The following is a 24,471-nucleotide window of genomic DNA, read 5'->3' on the forward strand; positions in this document are numbered from 1 at the left end:
TGGAAAAAAAAATAGGAGTCAATTTGAAATCTTCAAATGTCAAAGAACAAGCAGCTAAATTATCAGTAATTTCAAATACGGCATTAGTTATTGGAAAACTTTCTATTGGGATAGCTATAGGTTCTGTTGGAGTTATTTCTGAAGGTATTCACTCTTCATTAGATTTATTAGCTGCTATGATTGCTTTTTTTGCAGTAAGACAAGCTTCTCATCCTGCTGATAAAAAACATAGATATGGTCATGGTAAAATAGAAAATCTTTCAGGAACAATTGAAGGAATATTAATTTTAATAGCTGCTATTTGGATAATTTATGAAGCAATTCAAAAATTCTATAATCCTCACTCTGTTGAATTTGTAGGATGGGGAGTTGCTATTATGGCGGTTTCTTCTATAGTGAACTTTTTTATTTCTAGACATCTTCAGAAGGTAGGTGAAGAGACAGATTCAATTGCACTTAAAGCAGATGCAATGCATTTGAAAACAGATGTATATACCTCATTGGGTGTTATGGCCGGCTTATGTGGAATATATCTTACTGGTTGGCAATGGCTTGATCCATTGGCTGCAGTTGCAGTTGCAATATTAATAATTTATGCTGCATGGGAATTAATAAAAGAGTCTTTTTCCCCACTTTTAGATGTAAGTTTACCTGAAGAAGATGAGCAAAAAATTATAACTAAAATTGAAAATCATCAAGAACATTTTATTGATTTTCATAGTTTCAGAACAAGAAAAGCAGGTTCAGAACGTCATATAGATTTTCACTTAACAGTTTGTAAATATCATACTATCGATTATGCCCATATACTTGCTGATAAAATCGAAAATGACATACAAATTTTATTTAGAGAAAGTAGTATTTTAATTCATCAAGAACCTTGCAATAATTTATGTAATAGTTGTCAAAAAACTTGTAAAGTAGAAGTAAAATAAAATAAAATTTATTAATAAGGAAAAAAGATGAAATGTCCAGTATGTGTTGTCGAACCATTATTGCTTTCAGAGAAAAGTGGAATAGAAATAGATTATTGTCCAAAATGTCGAGGAATTTGGCTTGATAGAGGAGAGCTAGATAAGATTATTGAACGTTCAGAAAATCAATCTTCTCCTCATAATTTGTATAATCAAAATCGTTCATCATCATATAACAATCATAAAGAATATTCGCATAATGAGTACCATCATCGTAAAAAATCTTTTTGGCATGAACTTTTTGATTAATTTATGAGATATCGTATTAATTCCATAGATTAAATTGTAAGGCATTTGAAGTTAAATGTACGCATTAAAAAGAACTTCGGTAAACAGGGAATGATCTGTCAACAAGAAATAGCACATAAATTCTGTACCACCTCTTAAAAACTGCGAATAGCTTTTGATAGTTCTTTTAACCGTTCAACAACCTCTTATATTTGGAACAAAATTAGAAAATCTTACTTACTGGCTTTATAACCTTTATATAGAGATATAATTTGTTCCAAAAAGTGTTCAATAAGTAGAATTTATAGATTCTTTTAAACCCTTAAGACTTTTTGAATAACAAAAATCACTTTTGTAAGCTGTTTAATAAGAGGAGCTGAAACTACATATTTAGTATCTTTTGCATCAGATTTTAATTGTTCAAATGCACCTGTTAAATCCTCTAGAATAAATTCTATCAGACTGACACAAAATTTCTAACACTCCCTATCTTTACTCTTCTATTATCTCTTCATTATTAAGTTCAAAAAACTCACTTTCATTTAAAATTTCTTCATTAAAATACTCTATTTTTGTTTCAGCAGCTTCTAGATTTTTAAACTTAGCTATATGAAAAATTGCATCACCTTCTTGAACTAAAGGTATTTCTGATTTTCCAATAATTATTCCATCAAATATTGATTTTATTTCAAAAGAAGCATCACCAAATGGTTCATCTATAAAAGCAATGATTTCATCTTTTTTTACAATATCTCCTAAGGCTTTGATTGTTCTTAAAACTCCACTTTCACTTGCTCTTATCCATTGACTACTTCTTGTAATAACAGGTAATCTTTTAGATTTTCTTTTTGAAATTGGAAGCATATTTAACTCTCTTAATACATTTACAATGCCTTTTACTCCTATTCTAATACATGTTTCATCAAATCTCAAAGCTTCCCCTGCTTCATATAATAAAATAGGGATACCCTCTTCTTGTGCCACTTGTCTTAAAGAACCATCTCTTAATTCTGAGTGCAAAACAACAGGTGCTTCAAAAGCTTTTGCAAGTTTATAAGTAAACTCATCTTTTGTATTTGTTCTAATTTGAGGCAGGTTTGATTTGTGAATAGAAGCTGTATGCAAATCAATACCCAAATCGCATTTTGAAACAATCTCTTTAAAAAATATATTAGCCACCCTACTTGCAAGTGAACCCTTAACTGAACCTGGAAAACTTCTATTTAAATCTCTTCTATCTGGCATATATCTAGATAAAGTCATAGTTCCATAAACATTTACAATAGGAACAAGAATAAGAGTACCTTTTAATCTTTTTAAAATATTTAATTTTCTTAATCTTCTAATTATTTCTATACCATTTAATTCATCACCATGTACAGCAGCACTAACAAAAACTACTGGACCATCTTTTTTACCCCTAATTACATGAATAGGAAGTTTTGTTGGAGTATTATAAAGCTTTGGAAGCTCTAGATTTATTGTAATGTTTACCCCTTTAGGAATATTTTGCTCTCCTAAAGTTACAAAATCTTTGTCCATTTTATTATGCTCCAATATTATCTTTTCTTAGTTTTCTTTTTCTAAGTAAATCATCACTTGGTGTTACATTTTGAGCAATATAATCCATAATTTTACCTGCAATATCAAGCTTTGTAGAGCTTTCAATTCCTTCTAAACCAGGAGAAGAGTTTACTTCCATTACAAGAGGTCCTCTTTTTGAGGGAATCATATCAACTCCACATACACCTAATCCCATAGCTTTTGCAGCTGCTAATGCTGTTGCTTTTTCTTTTCTTGTAAGTTTATGTGCCATTGCTGTTCCACCTTGATGTAAGTTTGATCTAAAATCACCCTCAGCACCTTGTCTTTTCATTGCTCCTACAACTTCGCCACCTACTACTAAAACTCTTATATCAGAACCATTTGCTTCTTCAATAAACTCTTGAACAAGTAAGTTTACATCCATCCCATAAAAAGCATCAAGTACTGATTTTGCTGCTTTTTCACTCTCAACTAATACAACACCTACACCTTGAGTTCCCTCAAGTATTTTCAAAACAAGAGGCGCACCACCACTTAGAGCTATTACATCTTTTGCACTTGATTCATTTGAAGCAAAAACTGTTTTTGGCATATCTATTGATTTTTTTGAAAGTATTTGTAAACTTCTTAATTTATCTCTACTTCTTTTAATAGCTAAACTTCCTGTAACTGTAAATACATCCATCATCTCAAAGTGCCTAACCATAGCAGTACCATAAAAAGTCCTACTTGCTCCAATTCTTGGAATAATAGCATCAGGTTTTGGTAACTCTTCACCAAAATAGCTAATTTTTAATTCACCTTTCATAATCTCAATACTGCACTTTAAGTAATCAATAACTCTAACTTCCCAACCTCTTTGTTTACCAGCTTCTACAAGTCTTTTTGTTGAGTAAAGTTCTTCGTTTCTTGATAGTATGTATATTCTCATAAATCTTTTCCTTAGTAAATTCTATAGTGTAATTATAATGCATTTTTGGTATTTTTCATCAAAATTTTATAAAATTTAAAATAAAAACTATAATTTATAAAAATAAAGTTTGTAAGTTTGTAAATATATTTAGTTTAAAGTAGAAATAACATAAAGATTTTATAAAATCTTTATGTTATTTTATAGCGTTTTTAAAAGTTTCAAGCTCATCTTTAATAGATGGAACTCTCATAAAATGTTCTCCAATTAAGAAGGCATCTGCTCCAATTGAGCTAAGTCTTTTTATAGTTTCTGTGTTACTTACTCCACTTTCTGCAACTATGATTTTTCCATTTGGTATCATAGGAATTAATTTATCACAAAGTTGCATATCCATTTCAAAAGTATCTAAATTTCTATGATTTATTCCTACTATATTTGCACCACATTTCATAGCTTTACTCAAGTCTTCTTTATCATGAATTTCAACTAAAACCTCAAGTCCTACATATAAAGCATACTCATATAACTCTTTTAGCTCTTTTGTACTTAAAGCTTTTGCTATAAGTAAGATAAAATCAGCTCCATAAACTAAAGCTTCAACAATTTGGTACTTATCTACAATAAAATCTTTTCTTAGAAGTGGTGTTGGAACATATCTTCTTATTTGAGTTAAATACTCCAAATCACCTTTAAAATAGTGAGGTTCAGTCAAAACTGAGATTGCATTTGCACCATTTGCACTATACTCTTGTGCAATTGCAAGTGGATCAAAATCCTCTTTTATTATACCTTTACTAGGACTTGCTTTTTTAACTTCTGCTATAATTCTTACAGGTTCATCTTTTGTAGATGTAAGATACTTTTTTACATCTCTTGGGGCATATGGATTTGAAGCTAAACTTCTTCCAAGTAAGTCAAGAGGAATTTCAACTTTTCTTCTTTGTAAATCCTCTTTTGTTTTTTCAATAATTTCATCTAAAATCACTTATTTACACTCCTTAATTTTATTCCAATGCATTTTAATTTCTGGTTCATCAAGTCCTATTGCATCTACTACTTTTTTCATTTGAATATATGCTTCTTTACATCTTTTTTCTTTATATAAACCCCAAGCATATGAGTCAATATATGCGACATTATTAGGAGCTTTTTTTAAAGCTTTTTCAACCAATAAAACACCTTTTTTTATATCAACTTCATAATCAATTAGTAAATAGCCTAAATAGTTTTGATAAATATGATTATCTAAAATCATTAATGCACTTTCAAACTTTTCAATAACCTCTTTTAATACTTTTCTTTTATCTTTTGCAACTTCAAATTTAAAAATAGCAATTTGTGCTAAAAGGTCTATATTTCCTGTACTTTTATAAAGCTCTTTTAAAAGTTTAAGTGCATTTTTTTTGTCATCTTTTTTTTGATATAAAGTTAATAGTTTAAAATCATCTACTCTATTCTCTTCTAAAAATTTTATTGCTTCATCAATATTTTTTTGTTCTAAGTAAGCGATTAAATACTTATAAGTTCTATTCATAGAAAATAAATCACCTTTTGCTTTATTTTCAAAATATGACTTTTTAAGAACTGAAATAATTCCATCTATATTTTTTTGTTCTGAATAAAAAGAAAAAAGTTTTGTGCAAACTCCACCTTGGCAACCATAAAGTCTAATATGTGTCTCTAAATATGATATTGCTTTCTCTTTTTTATTTAAGTATGAGTATAAAACATCTACAAGATTTGTAAGTGTATCTCCACTAACATTTGAGATATAGGCACTTTCAAAATACTCTTCTGCTTGTTTATATTGTTCTTTTTCAAAATATACATTTGCGATTAATTCATAATTATCAGAATTGTTAAATCTTTCAAGAAGTTGTAATGATACCTTTAAAGCTTCATCTAATTCACCTAATTTCAATAAAGATATCGCATAAAATCTCAATACATCTTCATAATGAGCTGTATCTTCATCTAAATATTTATAACTATACTCTTTTACATCTTCAAATCTTGAAAGTTGCATACTTATAGTTAAAAATCTCAATAAATACTCATATCTATTTGTTTTATCAAATAGTTCAAAATATACTTGTCTTGCTTTATAAAAATCTCTATTTTTTTCATATTCCAATGCAAAAAGTATATATTGATCTTCTGCTTCAAATAGTTTAATATCGCTTCTTTGTAAGTTTTTATTTCCTACACAAGATACAAAAAACAGTGATAAGATTATTATTACAAGGGTTTTATAGCTGGGCACTCTTCATACACCTCTTTTTCATTATTTTTAAAATAGTCCCAAAAAGGGAAAGTTCTACATTGTGTTGGTCTTGCTTCATAAATAGAGCATTGTCTTTTTTTTAAGTCAAAGAAAACACATGCATAATTATTTTCTTCTAGTTTTATCTCTTTTAAACTATATTTATATGCTACTTTTTTTAAATACTTTAATCTTAATTCTTCTAAGCTTATATTTAAATATCTACTTAGGTTATCTATTTCTTCCTTAGTTATCCAAATATAACCACTTTCACCAATACAGCAATTACCTTGACAACTTGAACAAACATTTGCATCAAAGCAATAATTATAACCATTTTCTTTTAAAATCATATCTCTACTTTTATACTATGTGTTGAACATTTTGTATAAACTTCTAAAGCCTCTTTTGAAAATTTTTCTTTTTCAAAAACAAAAATAGGAGATAAAGTCTTTGTTAAAGATTTTGAATCTTTTCTTGCATAAATTAAAACCAAAGTTGCATCTTTATCTTTTTTGGGGTGTACAAACTGAATACTTTCTAAATTAAATTTATATTTATTTAAAAGTAACAATATTTCATTTATTTGTTTTACATCATAACAAAAGAAAAATTTTCCTTTTGGCTTTAAAACTCTATTTGTTTTTGAAATAAATTCTTCTAAAGGCATTGAATCATTATACCTTGCAATTTTTAAATTTTCATTTTCACTTTTTATTACACTACTATGATAAAAAGGTGGATTTGAAACACAAATATCAAACTTTTTATCAAACTCTTGTTGTAAAAATGAACCTTTATACATATTAGCTTCTATTTTATTGCATTTGCTATTTATTTGACTTAAAAATTGAAACTTCTCTTGAATTTCAGACTGATTTAAACTAAGCTTGGGATTATCTCTTGCTACTAAAAGACCAAGTATCCCACTACCACTACCAATGTCCAAAATTTCACCATTAATATTTTTAAATTGATTTAAATTTCTCATTATAAAGTCATATAAAAAATGAGTGTCACTATTGTAACAATAACCATCTTTTGGCTGATAAAGAAGCAATATTTAACCTTTAAATTTTTTCGTATTATAGCAAATAAACCAAATAATAGATTTAAAGAACAAAAAGAGAATAAAAAAAGTAAATTTTTACTTAATCTTGAGTAAAACAATAGGCTAAAAATGGCTTTAGTAAAGTATATTTTAAGTATGTATTGTCTAAAGTTTAATTATTATTTATAATTGATTTAAGTTATTACGCTTTTATAAAATTTAGAAATAATTACAATTAATTATTACAAAAGAGGAAAATAATATGGAAACTATACAGGCGCCAGAAAATACACCTGTTTGGGTAGATGAAAGTAGATGTAAAGCATGTGATGTTTGTGTATCTGTTTGCCCTGCTGGAGTATTGGCAATGAGACTTGAGCCTGGCTCTACACTAGGTTCAATGGTTAGTGTTGAGAATAAAGATTCATGTATTGGATGTATGGACTGTGAACTGTCTTGTCCTGATTTTGCGATTTTTGTAGCAGATAAAAAAGAGTTTAAATTTGCAAAGTTAACAGATGAGGCAAAACAAAGAAGTATTGCAATAAAAAATAACAACTATAGAGTACTTAGCTAATACAAGGATTTATTAAATGGCAAGAGAAATAATATCAACAGGAAATAATTTAGCTGCAATGGCAGCAGTTGATGCAAAATGTGAATTTTTTGCAGGTTATCCAATTACTCCATCAAGTGAAGTAATGCATACAATTTCAGATTTATTACCTGCAAGTGGTGGAGCTGCTATTCAAATGGAAGATGAAATAGCAGGAGTATGTGCAGCACTTGGTGCAGCAATGAGTGGGAAAAGAGCCCTTACAGCAACAAGTGGTCCAGGAATTTCACTAAAAGCTGAAAATATTGGATTAGGTTATATTGCTGAAGTTCCACTTGTAATTATAAATGTTATGAGAGGAGGCCCATCAACTGGTCTTCCAACAAGAGTTCAACAAGGTGATATTCTTCAAGCAAAAGCACCAACTCATGGAGATTATAACTCTATTACACTTTGTGCTTCTACACTTGAAGAGTGCTATACACAAACAATTAAAGCTTTTGATTTAGCAGATAGATTTATGCAACCTGTATTTTTACTACTTGATGAAACTATTGGGCACATGAGTGGAAAAGCTGTAATTCCAGATTTAGAAGAAATACAAGCATCAATTAAACCAAGAAGAGTTTATGAGGGTGATCCAAAGGATTATAAACCTTATGATGTGCCACATGATGAACCTGCTATTTTAAATCCTATGTTTAAAGGATATAAATATCATTTTACAGGATTGCATCATGGACCAACGGGTCATCCAACAGAAGATGGTGACACATGTCAAAAGCTAATAGATAGACTTTTTGATAAAGTTAATTTACATTTAGATGAAGTTAACCAATATGAAGAGTATATGCTTGATGATGCTCAAATTATGATTATAGCATATGGTTCAGTGGCACTTTCTGCAAAAGAAGCCATAAAAAGACTTAGAAAAGAAGGAATAAAAATCGGACTATTTAGACCAATTACCCTTTGGCCAAGTCCTGAAGAAAAGATATATGAGTATTGTCAAAAAATAGACAAAGTTTTAGTAACAGAGCTAAATAAAGGTCAATATTTTCAAGAAATACAAAGAGCAAGTCAAAGAAAAGATTTTGCAACTTTATTTAAAGCAAATGGAAGACCAATAGCTCCAATTGAAATAATCGAAAAAATCAAAGGAATGTAATATGGCTTTTAATTATGACAAATACCTAAGAGTTGATAAAATGCCAACACTTTGGTGCTGGGGTTGTGGTGATGGTGTTATTTTAAAAGCACTAATTAGAGCCATTGAAAAAGTTGGTTGGGATATGAATGATGTATGTGTTGTATCAGGAATTGGATGTTCTGGTAGATTTTCATCATATATAAACTGTAATACAGTTCATACAACTCATGGAAGAACTATTGCTTATGCAACAGGAATAAAACTTGCAAATCCTGATAAACATGTAATTTGTGTTACAGGTGATGGAGATGGATTAGCAATTGGTGGAAATCATACTATTCATGGGTGTAGAAGAAATATAGATTTAAATCACATAGTTGTAAATAATTTTATTTATGGACTTACAAATTCACAAACAAGCCCAACAACTCCACAAGGTATGTGGACAGTTACAGCCAAAAGGGGTAATATAGACCCTACTTTTGATGCATGTAACTTAGCAATTGGTGCAGGAGCTACTTTTGTAGCAAGAGAAACAATGCTAGATCCTAAAAAACTTGAAAGAGTTTTTGTAAAAGGTTTACAACATAAAGGTTACTCATTTTTTGATATATTCTCTAATTGTCATATAAACTTAGGAAGAAAAAATAAAATGGGTACTGCAATGCAAAACTTAGAGTGGATTGATTCTATTTCTCTTGCAAAAACAAAGTTTGATAAATTAGAAGATGAAGATAAAGTAGGAAAATTTCCAACAGGTGTGTTAAAACAAGATACAGAAGCTTTAGAGTATTGTGACTCTTATGAAAAAGTAAAACTAGCACATCAAAACAATACAAAAGTTGAGCTTTAGGAGATAAAATGGCTAGAACATTAATGAGATTTACAGGAGTTGGTGGGCAAGGTGTTTTATTAGCAGGAGAAATTTTTGCTGCTGCTAAAATAGAAGCTGGTGGCTATGGACTAAAAACAGCTACATATACATCTCAAGTAAGAGGTGGACCAACAGTTGTTGATATTACCTTAGAAGATGAACCTATTTTATTTCCATATGCAAATGATGGTGAGATTGATTTTATGCTTTCAGTTGCACAAATCTCTTATGACCAATTTAAAGATGGAGTAAAACCTGGTGGAATTATAGTAATTGAACCAAATCTTGTAAAACCAACACAAGAAGATAGAAAAATATTCAAAATATATGAAATTCCAATTATTACAATTGCAAAAGAAGAAGTAGGCAATGTAATTACTCAATCAGTAATAGCTTTATCAATTGCAAACTACATGACAAACAATACAGTTGATAATGAAATTTTAAGAAAAACAATGCTTTCTAAAGTTCCAGCAAAAGTACATGATATAAACAATAAAGCTTTTGATTTAGGCTTAAAATACGCAGAAGAAGCAATGAAAAATAATTAATTTAGAAGCAAGTGCTTCTAAATTAATTTGATACTAGTTTTAAACCTATAATTGAAGAAATAAGTGTAAATAAAAAAAACAATCTCATCATACTAGCTGGTTCTTTATAAAATAAAATTCCTATTATAATAGTACCAAAAGCACCAATTCCTGTCCAAATTGCATAAGCTGTTCCTATTGGTATGTGCTGTACTGCTTTTGTTAAACTAATGAAACTTCCTACTGCAAATAGTATAAAAATCAAAGTTGGTATAAGTTTTGTAAAATTCTCTGTTAGTTTTAGCATTGAGGCAAAACCTACTTCTAAAACACCTGCTAAAATTAAATAAATCCATGCTGACATAGATTCTCCTTTAAATATTTATCTTTCTTGGAAAGATATTATATTTTTACTTAATTTTACCTTTCTAGGAAAGATAAATTTATTTATGTTATAATCTCTTTATGAATTTAAAATCCTTTGAAACCAATCTTGAAAATGTAAAAAAATTAACGCCAGAAGTTTATAAAGATAGTATGAATATTACTATTCCATTTTTTATCTTACATAGAAAAATATTTGAACATGGAGATGAGTTTTTAAAGAAAAACTTTTTATTAAATCAAAGTGAGCTTGATATACTATCAACACTTTATTATAAAGCTGAAAATAACTTTACTATGAGCCCTACAGATTTATATGATGTGATGTTTTTTTCTTCAGGTGGAATGACAAAAGTACTAAAAAAACTTGAACAAAAAAAGTATATTACAAGAGTTGATAATATATTAGATAAAAGAAGTAAACTTGTACAACTAACAAATCTAGGTAAAGATATAACAAAAAAATCTTTAAAACAAATAGTAGAACTTGAAGATAAATATTTTGCTAAATTAGACAAAGAAGAACAAAAGCTTTTAAATAAACTACTTTTAAAAGCTCTATCTTAAATCTTAATCAATATATTGATTATAATCTTCTATTTTCTTTTCTAATCTTGCTGATAAATAAAGGTTTGAATTTTTTAAACATGAAAGAATAAACTTAGCCTCTTTTAAATAAGCTTTTTTCTTTTCATTATCCCAATGCTCTGGTGGCTTTTGTAAGTTTGTTATTCTATCTGCAAGCTTTACTAATTGTACTTCATATGGCTGTTCTAAAATTCTATTTAAACTATCTTGCATTTGCTCTTTTTTAGGCAAATCAGAGTTTTTACTTAAAGCCTCTACACCCTCAGCTATATCTAAACCAAACTCATCAAAGATGTCATCGAAACTCAAAGATGTATCTTCAAGTACATCATGTAAAAGCGCACATGATATTGCTTTATTTGCTTTATCATCATCAAGTTTTGACTCTATACTTGCATGAATTACTTCCATTGCTACACTTGCAACGTGTGTTAAATATGGCAAACCATAAGGTGTTTTTTGATCTTTATGTGCTTTTGCTGCAAATCTTAAAGCTTTTAAATACTCTTCTTGAGAAAACATAATTATCTTCCTTTATTTATAATGTTATCAGATTTTGAAAAGTTTATTAACTCTTCTGTTGTCAAAATATCAATTGGTAAATTTTTTAAAGACTCTTGTAATATATATGTTGTACTTAAAGCATCACTATAAGCTCTATGTAAATTATCAATTTTTATATGTAAAAGTTCCTTTAAAAAATCTAAACCATACCTTTGCGCATCAATTGTTCTTCTTGCAAGTGCAATAGTACAAAGTTTTCTATTTTCCAATTGCCCTAAATGATATTTTTTTAAAGAATCTGATATAAAATTATAATCAAATTTTATATCATGAGCAACAAAAACATCATCTTCTAAAAAAAGTTTAAACTCTTTTAATACTTTTTCAACAACAGGTGCATTTTCCAACATTTTAGGTGTGATATTTGTAACTTCTTGAATATATCTTGGTATACTTTTTGCAAAAACCAAAGAATCAAAACTATCAATTATTTTTCCATTTTTATACTTAACAGCACCAAGCTCAATTATTTGCCCTTTACTTACATCAGAACCATTTGTTTCTATATCAACTATACAAAAAGTCTGCTCTTTAAAAGGTGTTTTATTTGTCTTTAAAAAGATATTTTCACCCTCAAGTTCTATTGGCAAACCATTTGATAATAGTAGTTCCATTTCTAGTTCTGCATTTTCATAAAAAGTATCTTTAAAACTATCTAATGTAGCTAAAAACTCATCTAATGGCATATCTTTTTTATTTAATTTTGCTATTAATTTATCGATATTTGAAACGTGAGTACTTTTTCTATTTCTATTTTTTCTATTTTTAGATCTCATGTGCTTTTTGTATAAACTCTTTCATTTTTTCTTTATCTTTTTTACCTTTTGATGATTCAACTCCACTACTAACATCAACAGCAAAAAAATTATAGTTTTTTAACTCTTTTAAATTTGAAGCTTTTAATCCACCTGCTAAAATAATTTTTGAACAATCTATTTTATCAAACCACTCTAAAGCGACCCTTTTACCAGCCCCTCCAAACTCTTCAACAAAAGCATCAATTAAATAATAAGATTCTTCTAAATTTTCTAAATCTTCTTTTGATTTTGCTCTTATTACTTCAATATATTTAACATTTAAGTTATCAAACTCAGTTTTATCTTCATCATCAATTATTTGAGCTACTTGCATTCCAGAAAGAAAACATATATCATTTATATGTTTTGAGGATTCATTTACAAAAAGACCTACCGTTTGTACAAAAGGAGGAAGTTTATCAACTATTTTTTTTGCTTCTAGTGCAGAGATATATCTAGGGCTTTTCTCATAAAAAACAAACCCAAGTGCATTTGCACCTGCTTTGATTGCTTCTAGGGCATCTTCTAAGTTTGTTATACCACAAATTTTTACTCTCATGTTTCTAAACTCTCATTGATTTTTTTGGATTATATCATTTTTTATTTAATTTAAACTATCTTACTAAATTTGTAAACTTTTTATAGCTTTTGAATAATCATCATTTCCAAACACATAACTTCCAGCAACAACTACATCTACACCAGCATTTTTAAGTTCATGGATATTTTTATCATTTACTCCTCCATCAACTTGAATAAGACAGTTTGGATTTCTTTTATTGATAAGTTGTTTTAACTTTTTTGTTTTTTCTATAACACTTGAAATAAACTTTTGTCCACCAAAACCTGGATTTACAGACATTAGTAAAACCATATCTAAATCTTCAAGCAAATACTCTATACTTTCAGGAGTAGAATGGGGATTTAAAACAATTGCAGGTTTTATACCATAACTTCTGATTTTTTGAATAAGTCTATGGGGATGCTTTTCACTTTCTATATGAAAAGATATATATTCTGGTTTTAATGGTGCAAATAAATCTACAAAAAATGTGTTATTTTCAACCATAAGATGAACATCAAGTGGCTTAGTAGCAACTTTTGCCACAGGATTAACTACAACAGGACCTATTGTCATATTTGGAACAAAATGTCCATCCATTACATCAACATGAATTAAATCACATCCACCATCACAAATAGCTTTTATCTCTTCATCTAATTTCCCAAAATCTGCTGATAATATAGAGGGTGCAACAAGCATAAATAATACCTTTAATAAAATTTTTTGGGAGATTATACCATTGTTTTTCTTGAAAAGCTATTTTAATCTTTTATAGCTTTTCAAACTTAGGATTCCACTCTAACCACTCATTTTTCACATCATCATACAAAATAAACTCTTGTAAATTTTGTGCTTTTTTCTCATATTTTGTAGGTGTTACAAGAGAGATTCCACCAAAGATTAAAGTTTCTAAAGTTTCAGTTGTAACTTTTACTCCAAACAGACTAATATCCATACCAAAAGCTGTTGCATTATAAAAAATAGAGTTTTCTCTAACTAGATGTTTAAACTTTTTGTTTATATAAAGTTGAAGTTTCACATGTGTTCCATCATTTGAAAGTTCAAACTTTTCAACAAGACCTATTTGAACTTGTCTATAATAAACAGGTGAATTAACCTTTAAAGAACTTTTTCTTTTTGCTTTTACAACAACTCTTAAACCATCATTATTAAAGTTTTGTTCTTTATAAATATCTTTTAAACTATCATAAAAACTAAAATTAAAATACCTATTTACACTTTTTGCTTTTTCATTTAAAGTCACAAAAGATACTCCACCTTTTATCAAAGTATTTAAAGAGCTTGTTTTTATATCTATTTTTTCCAATGAAAAATCAACATCAATTCCTCCAATTGAATAAAACTTAGTAGATTCATTTATATATTTTTCAAATTTATCAAATATAAAAACCTCAACATCTACACTATTACTTTTTTCATTATATTTTTTATCAATTATTTTTCCAGCTTCTACACCCTTATAATAAACACTACTTTTTTGAGATATTTTTGAAGCATCATCTATATTTATTGTAAATCTTTCACCTTTTTGTTGAAGATATTTATCTTTTAACATCTTGTCATAACTTTCAAATAAATAGAATCTATTTGAAAGTTTTTTAGCTTTTATATCACTAGTTTCAAAAGCAATAGATGAGTTGATAAAACCACTTAAAGGAGCTGTTTTAAAACTAACATCTTCTAGTGAAGCCTTAAACTCAACTGGTGATTGCATATAAAAATTTGTAGTTTCATTTACTAAATATTGATACTTTTTAAAAATCTCTATTTCAAGTCTTAATTCATCTGAATTTTTATGAAGTTTTTTACTTTTAACTCTTCCAACTTTTATATCTTTAAAATAAACAGGTGCATTTTTTGATACTTTTATTCCTTCATCGCTTTTTAAAACAATAGTATAAACCTCTTTTGCCATTGGCAATGAATGTAAGTTATAAATCTCTTTTTTATTTTGTTTTTTACTTGAAGTTTTAAAAACTTTTATATGATTTCCTTTTATCAAAGAAGAGATATTATCTAGCTTTTCAAGGGAAATTTCTGGTGAGATTAACTCAAAATATGGATTATGTTCCAATAAAGAGGCAAACTGTTTTTTGAATTTTATAAATAAATAGCCTTTATTATCATTTAGCATATAGCTCATATCATCTACATAAGCCACTTCTATGCCATTATAATAGACTTTGCTAAACTCTTTTTGTAAACCATGCTCTTTTTTAGTCTCTAAAATCACATAATCTTTTAAGTATTCTATTTCTTCTTTATTATCATACAAATTAAACACTTTTGTTTTATCTTTTAAAGTAGGACTTAAACTATCTGAGTCAAAGGCTATTCCTCCTGCAACTAGTGAGGCTAATGTATCTATTTTAAATTTTATACCACTTAATGAAGCTTTTAATTCAACACCACTTATATTCCAAAAATTACTATCTTCTTTTACTAAATCCTTATAATCATTTTCTATAAATATTGTATAAAATATATCATTTTTAATAAGATTTTTCTTTACTATTTTACCTACAATAAAACTTTTGTATAAGACTGAAGCACCAACTTCTAAAGTTCCTTTTTCAGACTTCAATGTCAAAAATACTCCATTATCAAAATAGTTTATTGGTTTTTCACTAACAGCTTCAAAAACATACTGAGGTTTCAATTTTTTTATCTCTTCTATATTTTGAACCATTGGCATTGCTTCTATATATATTCCACTAAGAATTGTATTAAGTCCTGAGATTTCTGTAATTGTAGCTTTTGGTTCAACTTTCCAAAACTTAGCCCCTTTTGTAGCAACTAAAGGTAAGGCTTTTTTATGTACTTCTATTTTTACCAAAAATCTATTTATATTTTTTTCATCAACTTCAATACTTGAGATAATACCTATTTTTATGCCTTTATATTTCAAAGGTGTTTTTCCAGCTACAAAACCCTCTGCATTGTTAAAATAAACACTAATCTTTTCCCCTTGGTCATCAAAATGTTTATATAACATCCAAGATGAAATAAGCAAGGCAATAAAAGGCAAAAGCCAAATAATAAATACAAACTTACTACTTTTTTTAACACTATTGTGTTCTACTTCTTCAATCATATCAATCCTTATCCCATAATAATCTAGTATCAAAACTTTGTGTTGCTATCATAGTTGAGATTACAACAACAGTAAAAGCAATTGCTGCTAAACCTGCACTTATATTAGTAAGATTTCCAAACTGTACCATTACAATCATTAACGCTACTACAAAAATATCAAGCATTGACCATTTTCCTATAAATTTTATAATTCGATAATATTTTGTAGCATTTCTTGCAAGTGATATTTTATTGTATTTTGTAATATACAAAAGATATAAAAGTACAGCAAGTTTAAATATAGGAACTGCAATACTAGCTACAAAAATAACTATTGCAATAAAATATGATTTTGTTTGAAAAAAATATAAAATCCCATCAAAAATAGTACTTTTTTCCACTACACCCAAGGTTGTAACTTCCATCATTGGCAATAAATTTGCAGGAAAAAGAAATATGATAGCAACAAGGGTAAAGCTAAATGTTTTTAAATATGAGTACTCATCTCTTTGTTTTAATTTACTATTGCATTTAGGACATACTTTTTGTTTATTTTCTAAAACCTTCATACAATGTATACAAAGAACTAAACCTAAATCTTTATCATTTTTATATTTCATTCTTCATTCCAAATATCTTGTGGATTAAATAAAGACATTGTTAAAAACATCATAATTAAAAAGCCAAAGAAAAAATAAAATCCCAAGCCAATATGTAAAGTTGCCATTTTTTGAAGTTTGATAATAGCTACAACAATACTTATCATATAAACTTCAGCCATTTGCCACTCTAATAAGTGTTCATAAAACTTCAAAAATTTTGATACATACTTTGAATTTTTTCCAAATTTCAAAGGAGTTAAGATAGATAAAATAAGCAAAAGCATAAAAAAAGGCACTATAATACCAATAAATGTAATAAAAATAGAAATAGCCACATATCCACTTTTAAAAAAAATCAACAAAGTTTCAACTAATGTTGTTGTTTGTTTTAAATCTAAAACTTCTAGTGTAAGTATTGGTAAAAGTATGGCAGGGAAAAATAGTATAACAGAAGTAATTGCAAGTAATAGTACAGTTTGATAATCTTGACCAAACTTATAAATGAGTGCGTTACATCTTGGGCAATGAAACTGATGTTTATAATCAACTTGTGGTTTATTTAAAACCAAAGCACAATCTTTACAAACTACTATATTTTTTAACTTATTTTGCAATATTTATTTCCTTTTTCAACAAAACTATACTATTATAATATACAAATAATAATTAAGAATAAAAAAAAGGTTTATTTATGTATTTATCAAAAAGAATCACTGTGGTTATTTTTACTTTTATCTTAGCTATATTTATAACAGCATGCCAAGATAAAAAACAAAATCAAAATACTGAAGAAAAAGTAAAAACAGTAAAAGTTGATGTTCATACATTAAAAAAACAAACTTATCCTATTTGGGTTAATTTTTCAGGGAAAACACAAGCTTACAAAAATGTAGCTATTACATCAAGAGTCACAGGTGAACTTGAAAATAGATATTTTGAAGCAGGTGAATTTGTCAAAAAAGATCAACTGTTATTTAAAATAGATGACACAAAATACAAAAATATTGTAGAACAAAAACAAGCTACTTTAGAAAAAGACAAAGCAAGTTTAAACCTAGCAATAGCAAATGTAAAAAGATATACTCCCTTAGTAAAAAAAGGTCTTGCACCAAAAGAGAAGCTAGATCAATTAGTAGCAGAACAAAAACAGCTAAAAGCAGTAGTTGATGCAGATTTTGCAGCACTTAAACAAGCAAAACTTGATGTGGAATATACACTAATAAAAGCTACAATTGATGGAGTTATAGGAAAACCTTTAGTTGATATTGGAAATATGATAAATGCCTCTTCTACAGAATTAGCTAAAATAGTTCAATCAAACCCTTTATATGTAAACTTTAATCCAAGCACAGATGAAGTATCTCTTATAAAAAAGTATAAATCAGAAAATCAACCAAAAGTTGAAGTTATTCAATCACAAAATGAGTACAACACAGTAAAAACAACAGGACATGTTGATTTTATCGATAATGTGACAAGTGAAACAACAGGAACAGTTGCAATGAGAGCTATTATAAATAATGATGAAAACCTTTTACTTCCTGGAACTTTTGTTGAGATAAATCTATTTATTACTGATAAAATCCCAGTAATTGCAGTAAGCCCAAATAATATTGGTCAAAACCAATTAGGTTCATATGTACTAGTTGTAAATGAAAACAATAAAATAGAGACAAGACAACTTGAACTAAATTATAGTAATAAAGATTTAATAATCATCTCAAAAGGTTTAAAAGAAGGTGATAAGGTAATTGTAAGTGATATTACTAAACTTAGAAATGGTGTAACGGCTGAAACTACAGAAGTTGCAAACCCAATAAAACTATAGGATTTTTTATGTTTTCAATATTTTTTATAAACCGTCCTATTTTTGCAAAAGTTATTTCTATTTTTATAGTAATAGTTGGAGTTATTGCGCTTTATTTACTTCCTATTGCTCAATTTCCACAAATCACACCTCCTACTATTCAAGTAAGTGCTACATATACAGGAGGAAGTGCACAAGTTGTTGAAACATCTGTTACTACACCTATTGAAGAGCAGTTAAATGGTATTGAGGGTATGATTTATATGGATTCAACTTCCTCATCAGATGGAAAATCTACTATAAATTTATATTTTGAGTCAGGATATGATTTAGATGTTGCAGCTATTGATGTTCAAAATAGAGTATCTCTTGCAACACCTATTTTACCTGATAGTGTAAAACAAATTGGAGTAACAACAAAGAAAAAATCTACTTCAATGGTACAAATATTAACAGTTGAATCAACAAATCCACAACATGATGCTCTATTTTTATCAAACTTTGCAAGTATAAATATTGCAGAAGAGTTAAAAAGAATTGATGGAGTGGGAGATGTACAAAACTTAGGTGAGAGAAAATACTCTATGAGAATTTGGATAAATCCAGATAAACTCTCAAACTTAAATCTTAGTATCAATGAAATAATAGCAGCAATTAAAGAGCAAAATACTCAAGCAGCTCTTGGTTCTATTGGTTCAAGTCCAAACTCTGCAACAAATAAATTTCAATATACTCTTACATCTAAAACAAAACTAGAATCAGCAAAAGAGTTTGAAGATATTATTATAAAACAAAATAGCGATGGAAGCAAAGTAAGAATCAAAGATATAGCAAGGGTTGAATTAGGAGCTGAAAACTATAGTTGGTCAGCAAAACTAAACAATCAATCAATTGCACTTTTAGGTATTTATCAACTTCCAGGTGCAAATGCACTTGAAGTAGCCCAAGAAGTTGCTAAAAAAATAGATGAGTTAAAACAAAGATTTCCAGATGGAGTTGAAGTAAATCCAACATATGATACAACAAAATTTGTGGAAATTTCTATTAAAGAAGTTATTGTAACACTATTTGAAGCTTTACTTTTAGTACTATTTGTAGTTTACTTTTTCTTACAATCATTTAGAACAACAATTATTCCAGCAATTGCTATTCCTGTATCTTTAATAGGTACATTTGCCCTACTTTTAGCAATGGACTTTTCAATCAATACTTTAACTTTATTTGGTCTTATACTTGCTATTGGAATTGTTGTTGATGATGCTATTATTGTTGTTGAAAATGTAGAGAGTAACTTGGAAAAGAATCCTGATTTAAGTGTAAAAGAAGCAACAAAAATAGCAATGAAAGAGGTTTTTGCACCTGTTATTTCAACAACCTTGGTTCTATTAGCTGTATTTGTACCAGTTACATTTATTCCTGGGATTTCTGGCGCTTTATATCAACAGTTTGCAACAACAATTGCTTTTGCAGTTATTATCTCTTCAATAAATGCACTTACACTTTCACCAGCACTTTGTGCAACACTTTTAAAAAGAAAACAAAAAAATAAACAAGAAGATAAAAAAGCTATCATTTTTGAAAAATTTGACAATGCTTTAGAGAGTTTTAAAAAAGTCTATAAAAAAACTTTAGAAAAACTTATCAAATTTTGGTATATATCAGCACTTGTGTATGCTTTACTTTTAGGAGCAACTTATTTTGCATTTAAAACTCTTCCAACTGGCTTTATTCCAAATGAAGACCAAGGTACACTTGTAGCTTCTGTATCTTTACAAGCTGGAACAACCCTAAATAAAACAGAAGATGCCACAGAAAAAATTGTGCAACTTATAAAAGAGACAAAAGGCGTAAGAGATGTTATTTCAGTTGCTGGATTTGATTTAATTAGTGGAGCTTTAGACTCTTCTAGTGCTACAATATTTTTAGTTTTAGAAGACTGGGAGCAAAGAACTACAAAAAACACCTCAATTGATGCAATTACAAATACCATAAATCAAAAAGCAAATGAGCAAATTAAAACTGCAAGTGTTAGAGTATTTAATATGCCATCAATTCCAGGGATTTCTGCTATTGGAGGTTTTGAAATAAAACTTCAAAATCTTCAAGCAATAAATATAAAAGATTTTGAGAAAAAAGCAAAAGATTTTATTCAAAAACTAAATGAACACGAAGCTATTATGATGGCATATACTAGTTTTAATAGTAACTATCCACAATATTATATTGATATAAATAGAGATAAAGTCGCAACCTTAGACTTAAAACTAAATGATGTATTTTCAGTACTTCAAACATACCTTGGTTCACTTTATGTAAATGATTTTAATAAATATGGAAAAACATATAGAGTGTTTTTACAAGCAGACCAAGACTATAGAACTGAGAAAAACTCTATCAATAACTTTTTTGTAAAAAATACAAAAGGAGATATTGTTCCATTAAGTGCAATAGTTGATATAAAAAGAACAAGTGGAGTAAGTACTATTACACACTTTAACTCATATCAAAGTATTGCAATAAATGGTGTTCATAATGTAAAAGGTGGATATAGTTCAGGTGATGCTATAACTGCAATTGAACAAATTGCAAAAGAGACTTTAGGTAGTGAAGTTGGCTATGAATTTGCAGGTATGAGTTTACAAGAAAAAGAAGCAGGAAATGCAGCAATGTATATTTTCCTTTTATCTATTTTGATGGTATTTTTATTTCTATCAGCTCAATATGAATCTTGGATGATGCCTTTTATGATTATGCTTCCAATTCCAACTGTAATGTTTGGAGCTTTAGGAGCAAATATGCTTGCAGGACTTTTAAATAATACTTATACCCAAATAGGACTTGTACTTTTAATTGGTATGAGTTCAAAAAATGCAATTTTAATTGTAGAGTTTGCAAAAGATTTAAGAGAACAAGGACAAAGTATAGTAGAAGCTGCTATAAATGCTTCACTTTTAAGACTAAGAGCTATTTTAATGACTATTTTCTCATTTTTACTTGGTATATTACCTTTAGTTTTTGCAAGTGGCGCAGGTGCAGTTTCAAGACAATCTTTAGGTACAGCAGTATTTGGAGGAATGGTAATGTCAACATTTTTAACACTTCTTTTAACACCTGTACTTTTTGTAGTACTTCAAAGATTAAGAGAGAAAAAAGGAAAAATCAATGAATAATAGATTATTAAAAAAACTATCAATTATTGCTTCTTTTAGCCTAGTTGTTTCATCAAGTTTTGCAAATGATTTAAACCTTGAAGATTTAATAATAATTGCTTTAAAAAACAATACAAATATTGAATTATCAAAAGAACAATCAAATATAAAAAAAGAGCAAATAAACAAAGCTACTTCAACTTATTTACCAAACTTATCACTAAATGCTTCAACAGCAAGAAAAGATATAGAACAAGAAGGAAATAAGATAGATGATGATGTAAATAGTGTGGCAGTTAATGCAAATCAATTAATCTATGATTTTGGAAAAACTACAAGCAATATTGACTCATCAAAATATAGTTATGATGAATCAAAAAGTGATGTAAAAGCAACTATTTCAAAAACTATTTTTCAAGTTACCTCTACATATTATGATATTTTAAATAAGTATCAACAAATAGAAGTTGCAAAAGAGTCTGTAAAACTTGATGAGCTACAATTAAATCAAGCAAATGAGTACTTTAAAGCAGGAGTTAGAACAAAAATTGATGTAACAAATGCAAAGCTTAAATTATCAAACTCAAAATTAAAACTTATACAAGCAAAGTACAATTTAAAAACAACAGAAACAAAACTTGTATCACTTTTAGGTAAAGATTTAGGAAGTAGCATAAATATCAAATTTCACAACAAAGATATTACAACACTTGTTAGAAATACAGAATATAAAAACTACTCTTTAGAAAAACTAATAACATTAGGATTAGAAAAAAGAGATGAAATAAAAAAATACAAAGCAAAAATCCAAACAGCAAAAGAACAAAAAAATGTAGCAAGTGCTGATTATCTTCCAAGAATAGATGTAGATGCTTCATATACAAATAGCCAATCAGATAAAATAGCAACACAAGATATAGAACAATCATCAGTTGCATTAAATCTAAAATGGAACTTCTTTACAGGTCTTTCAACTGTTGCAGATAATAAAATAGCCCTTTCAAATTTAAGTAGCGCAAAAAAACAACTTCAACAACAAATCCTTGATATAAAACAAGAAGTAACATCTGCTTATTTAAATGTAAAAGAGAGCATTGATAGTTTAAATATTGGACTTTTAAATGTAAAACTTGCAACAGAAAATCTAAGCTTGGCTGATGAGAGATATAAAGCAGGATTAAATGACTTAATTGAGTTAAATGATGCAAAACTTGAATACACACAAGCAAAAAGTTCACTTGTAAATATCTACTATGCATACCTAACAAACTTGGCAAACTTAAACTACACAATTGGAACTATACATGAAAAAATATAGTTTTTTTGTAATAACATTTTTTGTAACTACACTTTATGGCAATAACATACAAGAACTTTATAAAAAAGCTTCTATTTATGAAAAAAATGGTGAGTTTAAAAAAGCTATGCAAATCTATAAACAACTTGCAAAAAAGAACTTAAAAGATGAAAATTCAAACACTGAAAAAATTTCATTAGAAAAAACATTAGTTAAAGAAGAGCTTCTACAAAAAGAAGAGAAATTCAAAGCTTTAAGAGGTAACTTTTTTAAAAAAAATATTGATAAAATAAAAGATAAAGAGACATCAAATACAATAGAACAGTTGATTGTCAAAGACTTTGGTTTATATACATATAAAACAAACTATCTACTTCCTGTAACTTATGATACAAAAAATAAAGATGGAAGAAATCAATATGAAACAAAATTTCAATTAAGTTTTGAAAAACCATTAACTTATAATATATTTGGTTTAGATGAAACACTATCTTTTGCATATACACAAAAATCTTATTGGCAAACATCAAAAGAATCTGCACCCTTTAGAGAATCAAACTATCAACCAGAAGTATTTTTAACATTTCCCTATAAAGAAGAAAACTCATCTTTAAAAGCATATAAAATATCTTTACTTCATGAATCAAATGGGCAAGATGGTGAAAAATCAAGATCATGGAATAGATTGTATTTAGAAAGTTTTTTTCAGTTTTCCAATCTCTTTGTAGTTCCAAGAGTTTGGTATAGAATACCAGAACAAGAAAGAAATGATGACAATAAAGACATTCAAAAATATCTAGGATATGGAGATTTAACCCTATTTTATCCATACAAAAAACACACATTTGAATTAAAACTAAGAAACAACCTAAGACTTAGTGAAGATAATAAAGGCGCAGTAGAGTTCAACTGGACTTTCCCACTACCAAGCTTTTTAAATATACCAAATAGCTTTGGATACTTTCAAGTATTTAGTGGATACGCAGATAGTTTGATTGATTATGATGAAGATATAAATAAAATAGGTATAGGAATCGCCTTTTCAAGATAGATTTTAAGAGGGTAAGTGACCCTCTTTTTTATCATCTGTAGCCTGCTTTATAACCTGCTCTATTATAATTATCCTTTATGGAAATTTGAACCGTTACCGATTATCGAAAGGCTTCTACCTAATAATACATTAATCTCTATAGCCGTTAGCTTTACTATCTTTCCCTGTACTACCTTGCTCTATCTAAGCCATCTCCCTAAGGGAAAGAAAGAAATAATCTATATGTTGACATGGGTCTTATTTTACACATTAATCGAGCTGATATCTATTCCTTGCCAAGCGATCTCTTATCATAATGGATGGCATCTAGGCTACTCTCTTGTCTTTAATATAATTACCTTTTCTATTCTAAGGATTCACCACAAAAGACCTTTAGTAGCCTGGGGATTTGTCTTTATAGCTATAGTTATAATCTCAACCTACTTTAAACTACCACTTGATAGTATAGAATAACCTCCATTGATTAAATTTTAACTAAGTACAGATA

The 24,471-nt window shown here is 28.2% G+C and carries 26 protein-coding genes; 12 read left to right on the forward strand and 14 right to left on the reverse strand.

What is annotated here, in order from left to right; translation table 11 throughout:
- The first annotated feature begins 23 nt into the window (after window positions 1-23).
- On the forward strand, window positions 24-935 hold the full coding sequence (locus tag ACTCCZ_RS08035) for a cation diffusion facilitator family transporter (RefSeq protein WP_165786224.1): 912 nt from the start codon (window positions 24-26) through the stop codon (window positions 933-935).
- Between the two features lie 27 nt (window positions 936-962).
- Window positions 963-1,223, forward strand: coding sequence for a TFIIB-type zinc ribbon-containing protein (locus ACTCCZ_RS08040; protein WP_079578553.1), 261 nt, complete (start codon window positions 963-965; stop codon window positions 1,221-1,223).
- A gap of 471 nt (window positions 1,224-1,694) precedes the next feature.
- Here the strand turns inward: ACTCCZ_RS08040 and ACTCCZ_RS08045 are convergent, their stop codons facing one another.
- From ACTCCZ_RS08045 to ACTCCZ_RS08070, 6 genes are all read right to left on the reverse strand, one after another.
- The gene (locus ACTCCZ_RS08045) at window positions 1,695-2,744 is read right to left on the reverse strand and encodes a succinylglutamate desuccinylase/aspartoacylase family protein (RefSeq protein WP_196778269.1); all 1,050 of its coding nucleotides are present in this window, start codon (window positions 2,742-2,744) and stop codon (window positions 1,695-1,697) included.
- Window positions 2,745-2,748: 4 nt separating this feature from the next.
- The gene (gene rimK / locus ACTCCZ_RS08050; protein ID WP_079578555.1) at window positions 2,749-3,678 is read right to left on the reverse strand and encodes a 30S ribosomal protein S6--L-glutamate ligase; all 930 of its coding nucleotides are present in this window, start codon (window positions 3,676-3,678) and stop codon (window positions 2,749-2,751) included.
- Between the two features lie 175 nt (window positions 3,679-3,853).
- Window positions 3,854-4,645: an indole-3-glycerol phosphate synthase TrpC gene (trpC, locus tag ACTCCZ_RS08055; protein ID WP_079578557.1), complete on the reverse strand. Its 792-nt coding sequence runs from the start codon at window positions 4,643-4,645 to the stop codon at window positions 3,854-3,856.
- Window positions 4,646-5,923: a tetratricopeptide repeat protein gene (locus ACTCCZ_RS08060; protein WP_079578559.1), complete on the reverse strand. Its 1,278-nt coding sequence runs from the start codon at window positions 5,921-5,923 to the stop codon at window positions 4,646-4,648.
- Window positions 5,899-6,276, reverse strand: a complete 378-nt coding sequence (locus ACTCCZ_RS08065) for a YkgJ family cysteine cluster protein (protein ID WP_079578561.1) — start codon at window positions 6,274-6,276, stop codon at window positions 5,899-5,901. The genes ACTCCZ_RS08060 and ACTCCZ_RS08065 overlap by 25 nt, the downstream gene beginning before the upstream one ends.
- Window positions 6,273-6,983, reverse strand: coding sequence for a tRNA1(Val) (adenine(37)-N6)-methyltransferase (locus tag ACTCCZ_RS08070; protein ID WP_079578563.1), 711 nt, complete (start codon window positions 6,981-6,983; stop codon window positions 6,273-6,275). The genes ACTCCZ_RS08065 and ACTCCZ_RS08070 overlap by 4 nt, the downstream gene beginning before the upstream one ends.
- 253 nt (window positions 6,984-7,236) lie before the next feature.
- Between ACTCCZ_RS08070 and ACTCCZ_RS08075 the strand changes: the two genes are divergently transcribed.
- Genes ACTCCZ_RS08075 through ACTCCZ_RS08090 form a run of 4 tightly spaced genes read left to right on the forward strand, consistent with a single transcriptional unit; the run spans window position 7,237 to window position 10,105 of the window.
- Window positions 7,237-7,551, forward strand: coding sequence for a 4Fe-4S binding protein (locus ACTCCZ_RS08075; protein WP_079578565.1), 315 nt, complete (start codon window positions 7,237-7,239; stop codon window positions 7,549-7,551).
- Window positions 7,552-7,567: 16 nt separating this feature from the next.
- Window positions 7,568-8,698 (forward strand): 2-oxoglutarate synthase subunit alpha, encoded by a 1,131-nt coding sequence (locus ACTCCZ_RS08080; protein ID WP_079578567.1) that lies wholly within the window; start codon window positions 7,568-7,570, stop codon window positions 8,696-8,698.
- 1 nt (window position 8,699) lies between these two features.
- Window positions 8,700-9,533: a 2-oxoglutarate ferredoxin oxidoreductase subunit beta gene (locus ACTCCZ_RS08085; RefSeq protein WP_079578569.1), complete on the forward strand. Its 834-nt coding sequence runs from the start codon at window positions 8,700-8,702 to the stop codon at window positions 9,531-9,533.
- Window positions 9,534-9,541: 8 nt separating this feature from the next.
- Window positions 9,542-10,105, forward strand: coding sequence for a 2-oxoacid:acceptor oxidoreductase family protein (locus tag ACTCCZ_RS08090; RefSeq protein WP_079578571.1), 564 nt, complete (start codon window positions 9,542-9,544; stop codon window positions 10,103-10,105).
- Between the two features lie 22 nt (window positions 10,106-10,127).
- Here the strand turns inward: ACTCCZ_RS08090 and ACTCCZ_RS08095 are convergent, their stop codons facing one another.
- Window positions 10,128-10,448: a DMT family transporter gene (locus tag ACTCCZ_RS08095; protein WP_079578573.1), complete on the reverse strand. Its 321-nt coding sequence runs from the start codon at window positions 10,446-10,448 to the stop codon at window positions 10,128-10,130.
- A gap of 101 nt (window positions 10,449-10,549) precedes the next feature.
- Here ACTCCZ_RS08095 and ACTCCZ_RS08100 point away from each other — a divergent pair, with 101 nt between their 5' ends.
- Window positions 10,550-11,035, forward strand: coding sequence for a MarR family winged helix-turn-helix transcriptional regulator (locus tag ACTCCZ_RS08100; protein WP_079578575.1), 486 nt, complete (start codon window positions 10,550-10,552; stop codon window positions 11,033-11,035).
- Window positions 11,036-11,038: 3 nt separating this feature from the next.
- Here the strand turns inward: ACTCCZ_RS08100 and ACTCCZ_RS08105 are convergent, their stop codons facing one another.
- The 7 genes from ACTCCZ_RS08105 to ACTCCZ_RS08135 form a co-directional block, all read right to left on the reverse strand.
- Window positions 11,039-11,578 carry an HD domain-containing protein gene (locus ACTCCZ_RS08105; RefSeq protein WP_079578577.1) on the reverse strand — a complete coding sequence of 180 codons (540 nt, stop codon included), beginning with the start codon at window positions 11,576-11,578 and terminating at the stop codon, window positions 11,039-11,041.
- A gap of 2 nt (window positions 11,579-11,580) precedes the next feature.
- Window positions 11,581-12,396, reverse strand: coding sequence for a 3'-5' exonuclease (locus ACTCCZ_RS08110; RefSeq protein ID WP_079578579.1), 816 nt, complete (start codon window positions 12,394-12,396; stop codon window positions 11,581-11,583).
- On the reverse strand, window positions 12,386-12,976 hold the full coding sequence (locus tag ACTCCZ_RS08115) for a phosphoribosylanthranilate isomerase (protein ID WP_079578581.1): 591 nt from the start codon (window positions 12,974-12,976) through the stop codon (window positions 12,386-12,388). The genes ACTCCZ_RS08110 and ACTCCZ_RS08115 overlap by 11 nt, the downstream gene beginning before the upstream one ends.
- A 63-nt stretch (window positions 12,977-13,039) precedes the next feature.
- The gene (rpe, locus tag ACTCCZ_RS08120; protein WP_079578583.1) at window positions 13,040-13,681 is read right to left on the reverse strand and encodes a ribulose-phosphate 3-epimerase; all 642 of its coding nucleotides are present in this window, start codon (window positions 13,679-13,681) and stop codon (window positions 13,040-13,042) included.
- 70 nt (window positions 13,682-13,751) lie between these two features.
- A complete protein-coding gene (locus ACTCCZ_RS08125; protein WP_079578585.1) occupies window positions 13,752-16,097 on the reverse strand; it encodes an MlaD family protein in 2,346 nt (781 codons plus the stop codon).
- A 1-nt stretch (window position 16,098) separates the two neighbouring features.
- Window positions 16,099-16,698: a paraquat-inducible protein A gene (locus ACTCCZ_RS08130; RefSeq protein ID WP_079578587.1), complete on the reverse strand. Its 600-nt coding sequence runs from the start codon at window positions 16,696-16,698 to the stop codon at window positions 16,099-16,101.
- Window positions 16,695-17,294, reverse strand: coding sequence for a paraquat-inducible protein A (locus ACTCCZ_RS08135; RefSeq protein ID WP_159445739.1), 600 nt, complete (start codon window positions 17,292-17,294; stop codon window positions 16,695-16,697). The genes ACTCCZ_RS08130 and ACTCCZ_RS08135 overlap by 4 nt, the downstream gene beginning before the upstream one ends.
- 77 nt (window positions 17,295-17,371) lie before the next feature.
- On the opposite strand from ACTCCZ_RS08135, the gene ACTCCZ_RS08140 reads away from it, so the two are divergent.
- From ACTCCZ_RS08140 to ACTCCZ_RS08160, 5 genes are read left to right on the forward strand one after another with little or no spacing between them, the layout of a single operon-like run.
- Complete coding sequence (locus ACTCCZ_RS08140; protein ID WP_079578591.1) at window positions 17,372-18,508, forward strand: efflux RND transporter periplasmic adaptor subunit; 1,137 nt, start codon at window positions 17,372-17,374, stop codon at window positions 18,506-18,508.
- An 8-nt stretch (window positions 18,509-18,516) separates the two neighbouring features.
- Complete coding sequence (locus ACTCCZ_RS08145) at window positions 18,517-21,657, forward strand: efflux RND transporter permease subunit (protein ID WP_079578593.1); 3,141 nt, start codon at window positions 18,517-18,519, stop codon at window positions 21,655-21,657.
- Entirely contained in the window at window positions 21,650-22,954 is a 1,305-nt protein-coding gene (locus ACTCCZ_RS08150; RefSeq protein ID WP_079578595.1) for a TolC family protein, read from the forward strand. The genes ACTCCZ_RS08145 and ACTCCZ_RS08150 overlap by 8 nt, the downstream gene beginning before the upstream one ends.
- Complete coding sequence (locus ACTCCZ_RS08155) at window positions 22,941-23,984, forward strand: phospholipase A (RefSeq protein WP_079578597.1); 1,044 nt, start codon at window positions 22,941-22,943, stop codon at window positions 23,982-23,984. Before ACTCCZ_RS08150 ends, ACTCCZ_RS08155 begins: the two co-directional genes overlap by 14 nt.
- Before the next feature lie 15 nt (window positions 23,985-23,999).
- Window positions 24,000-24,437, forward strand: coding sequence for a CBO0543 family protein (locus ACTCCZ_RS08160; protein ID WP_463187250.1), 438 nt, complete (start codon window positions 24,000-24,002; stop codon window positions 24,435-24,437).
- The last annotated feature ends 34 nt before the right edge of the window (window positions 24,438-24,471 follow it).

The sequence above is a fragment of the Malaciobacter sp. genome, assembly GCF_055140965.1.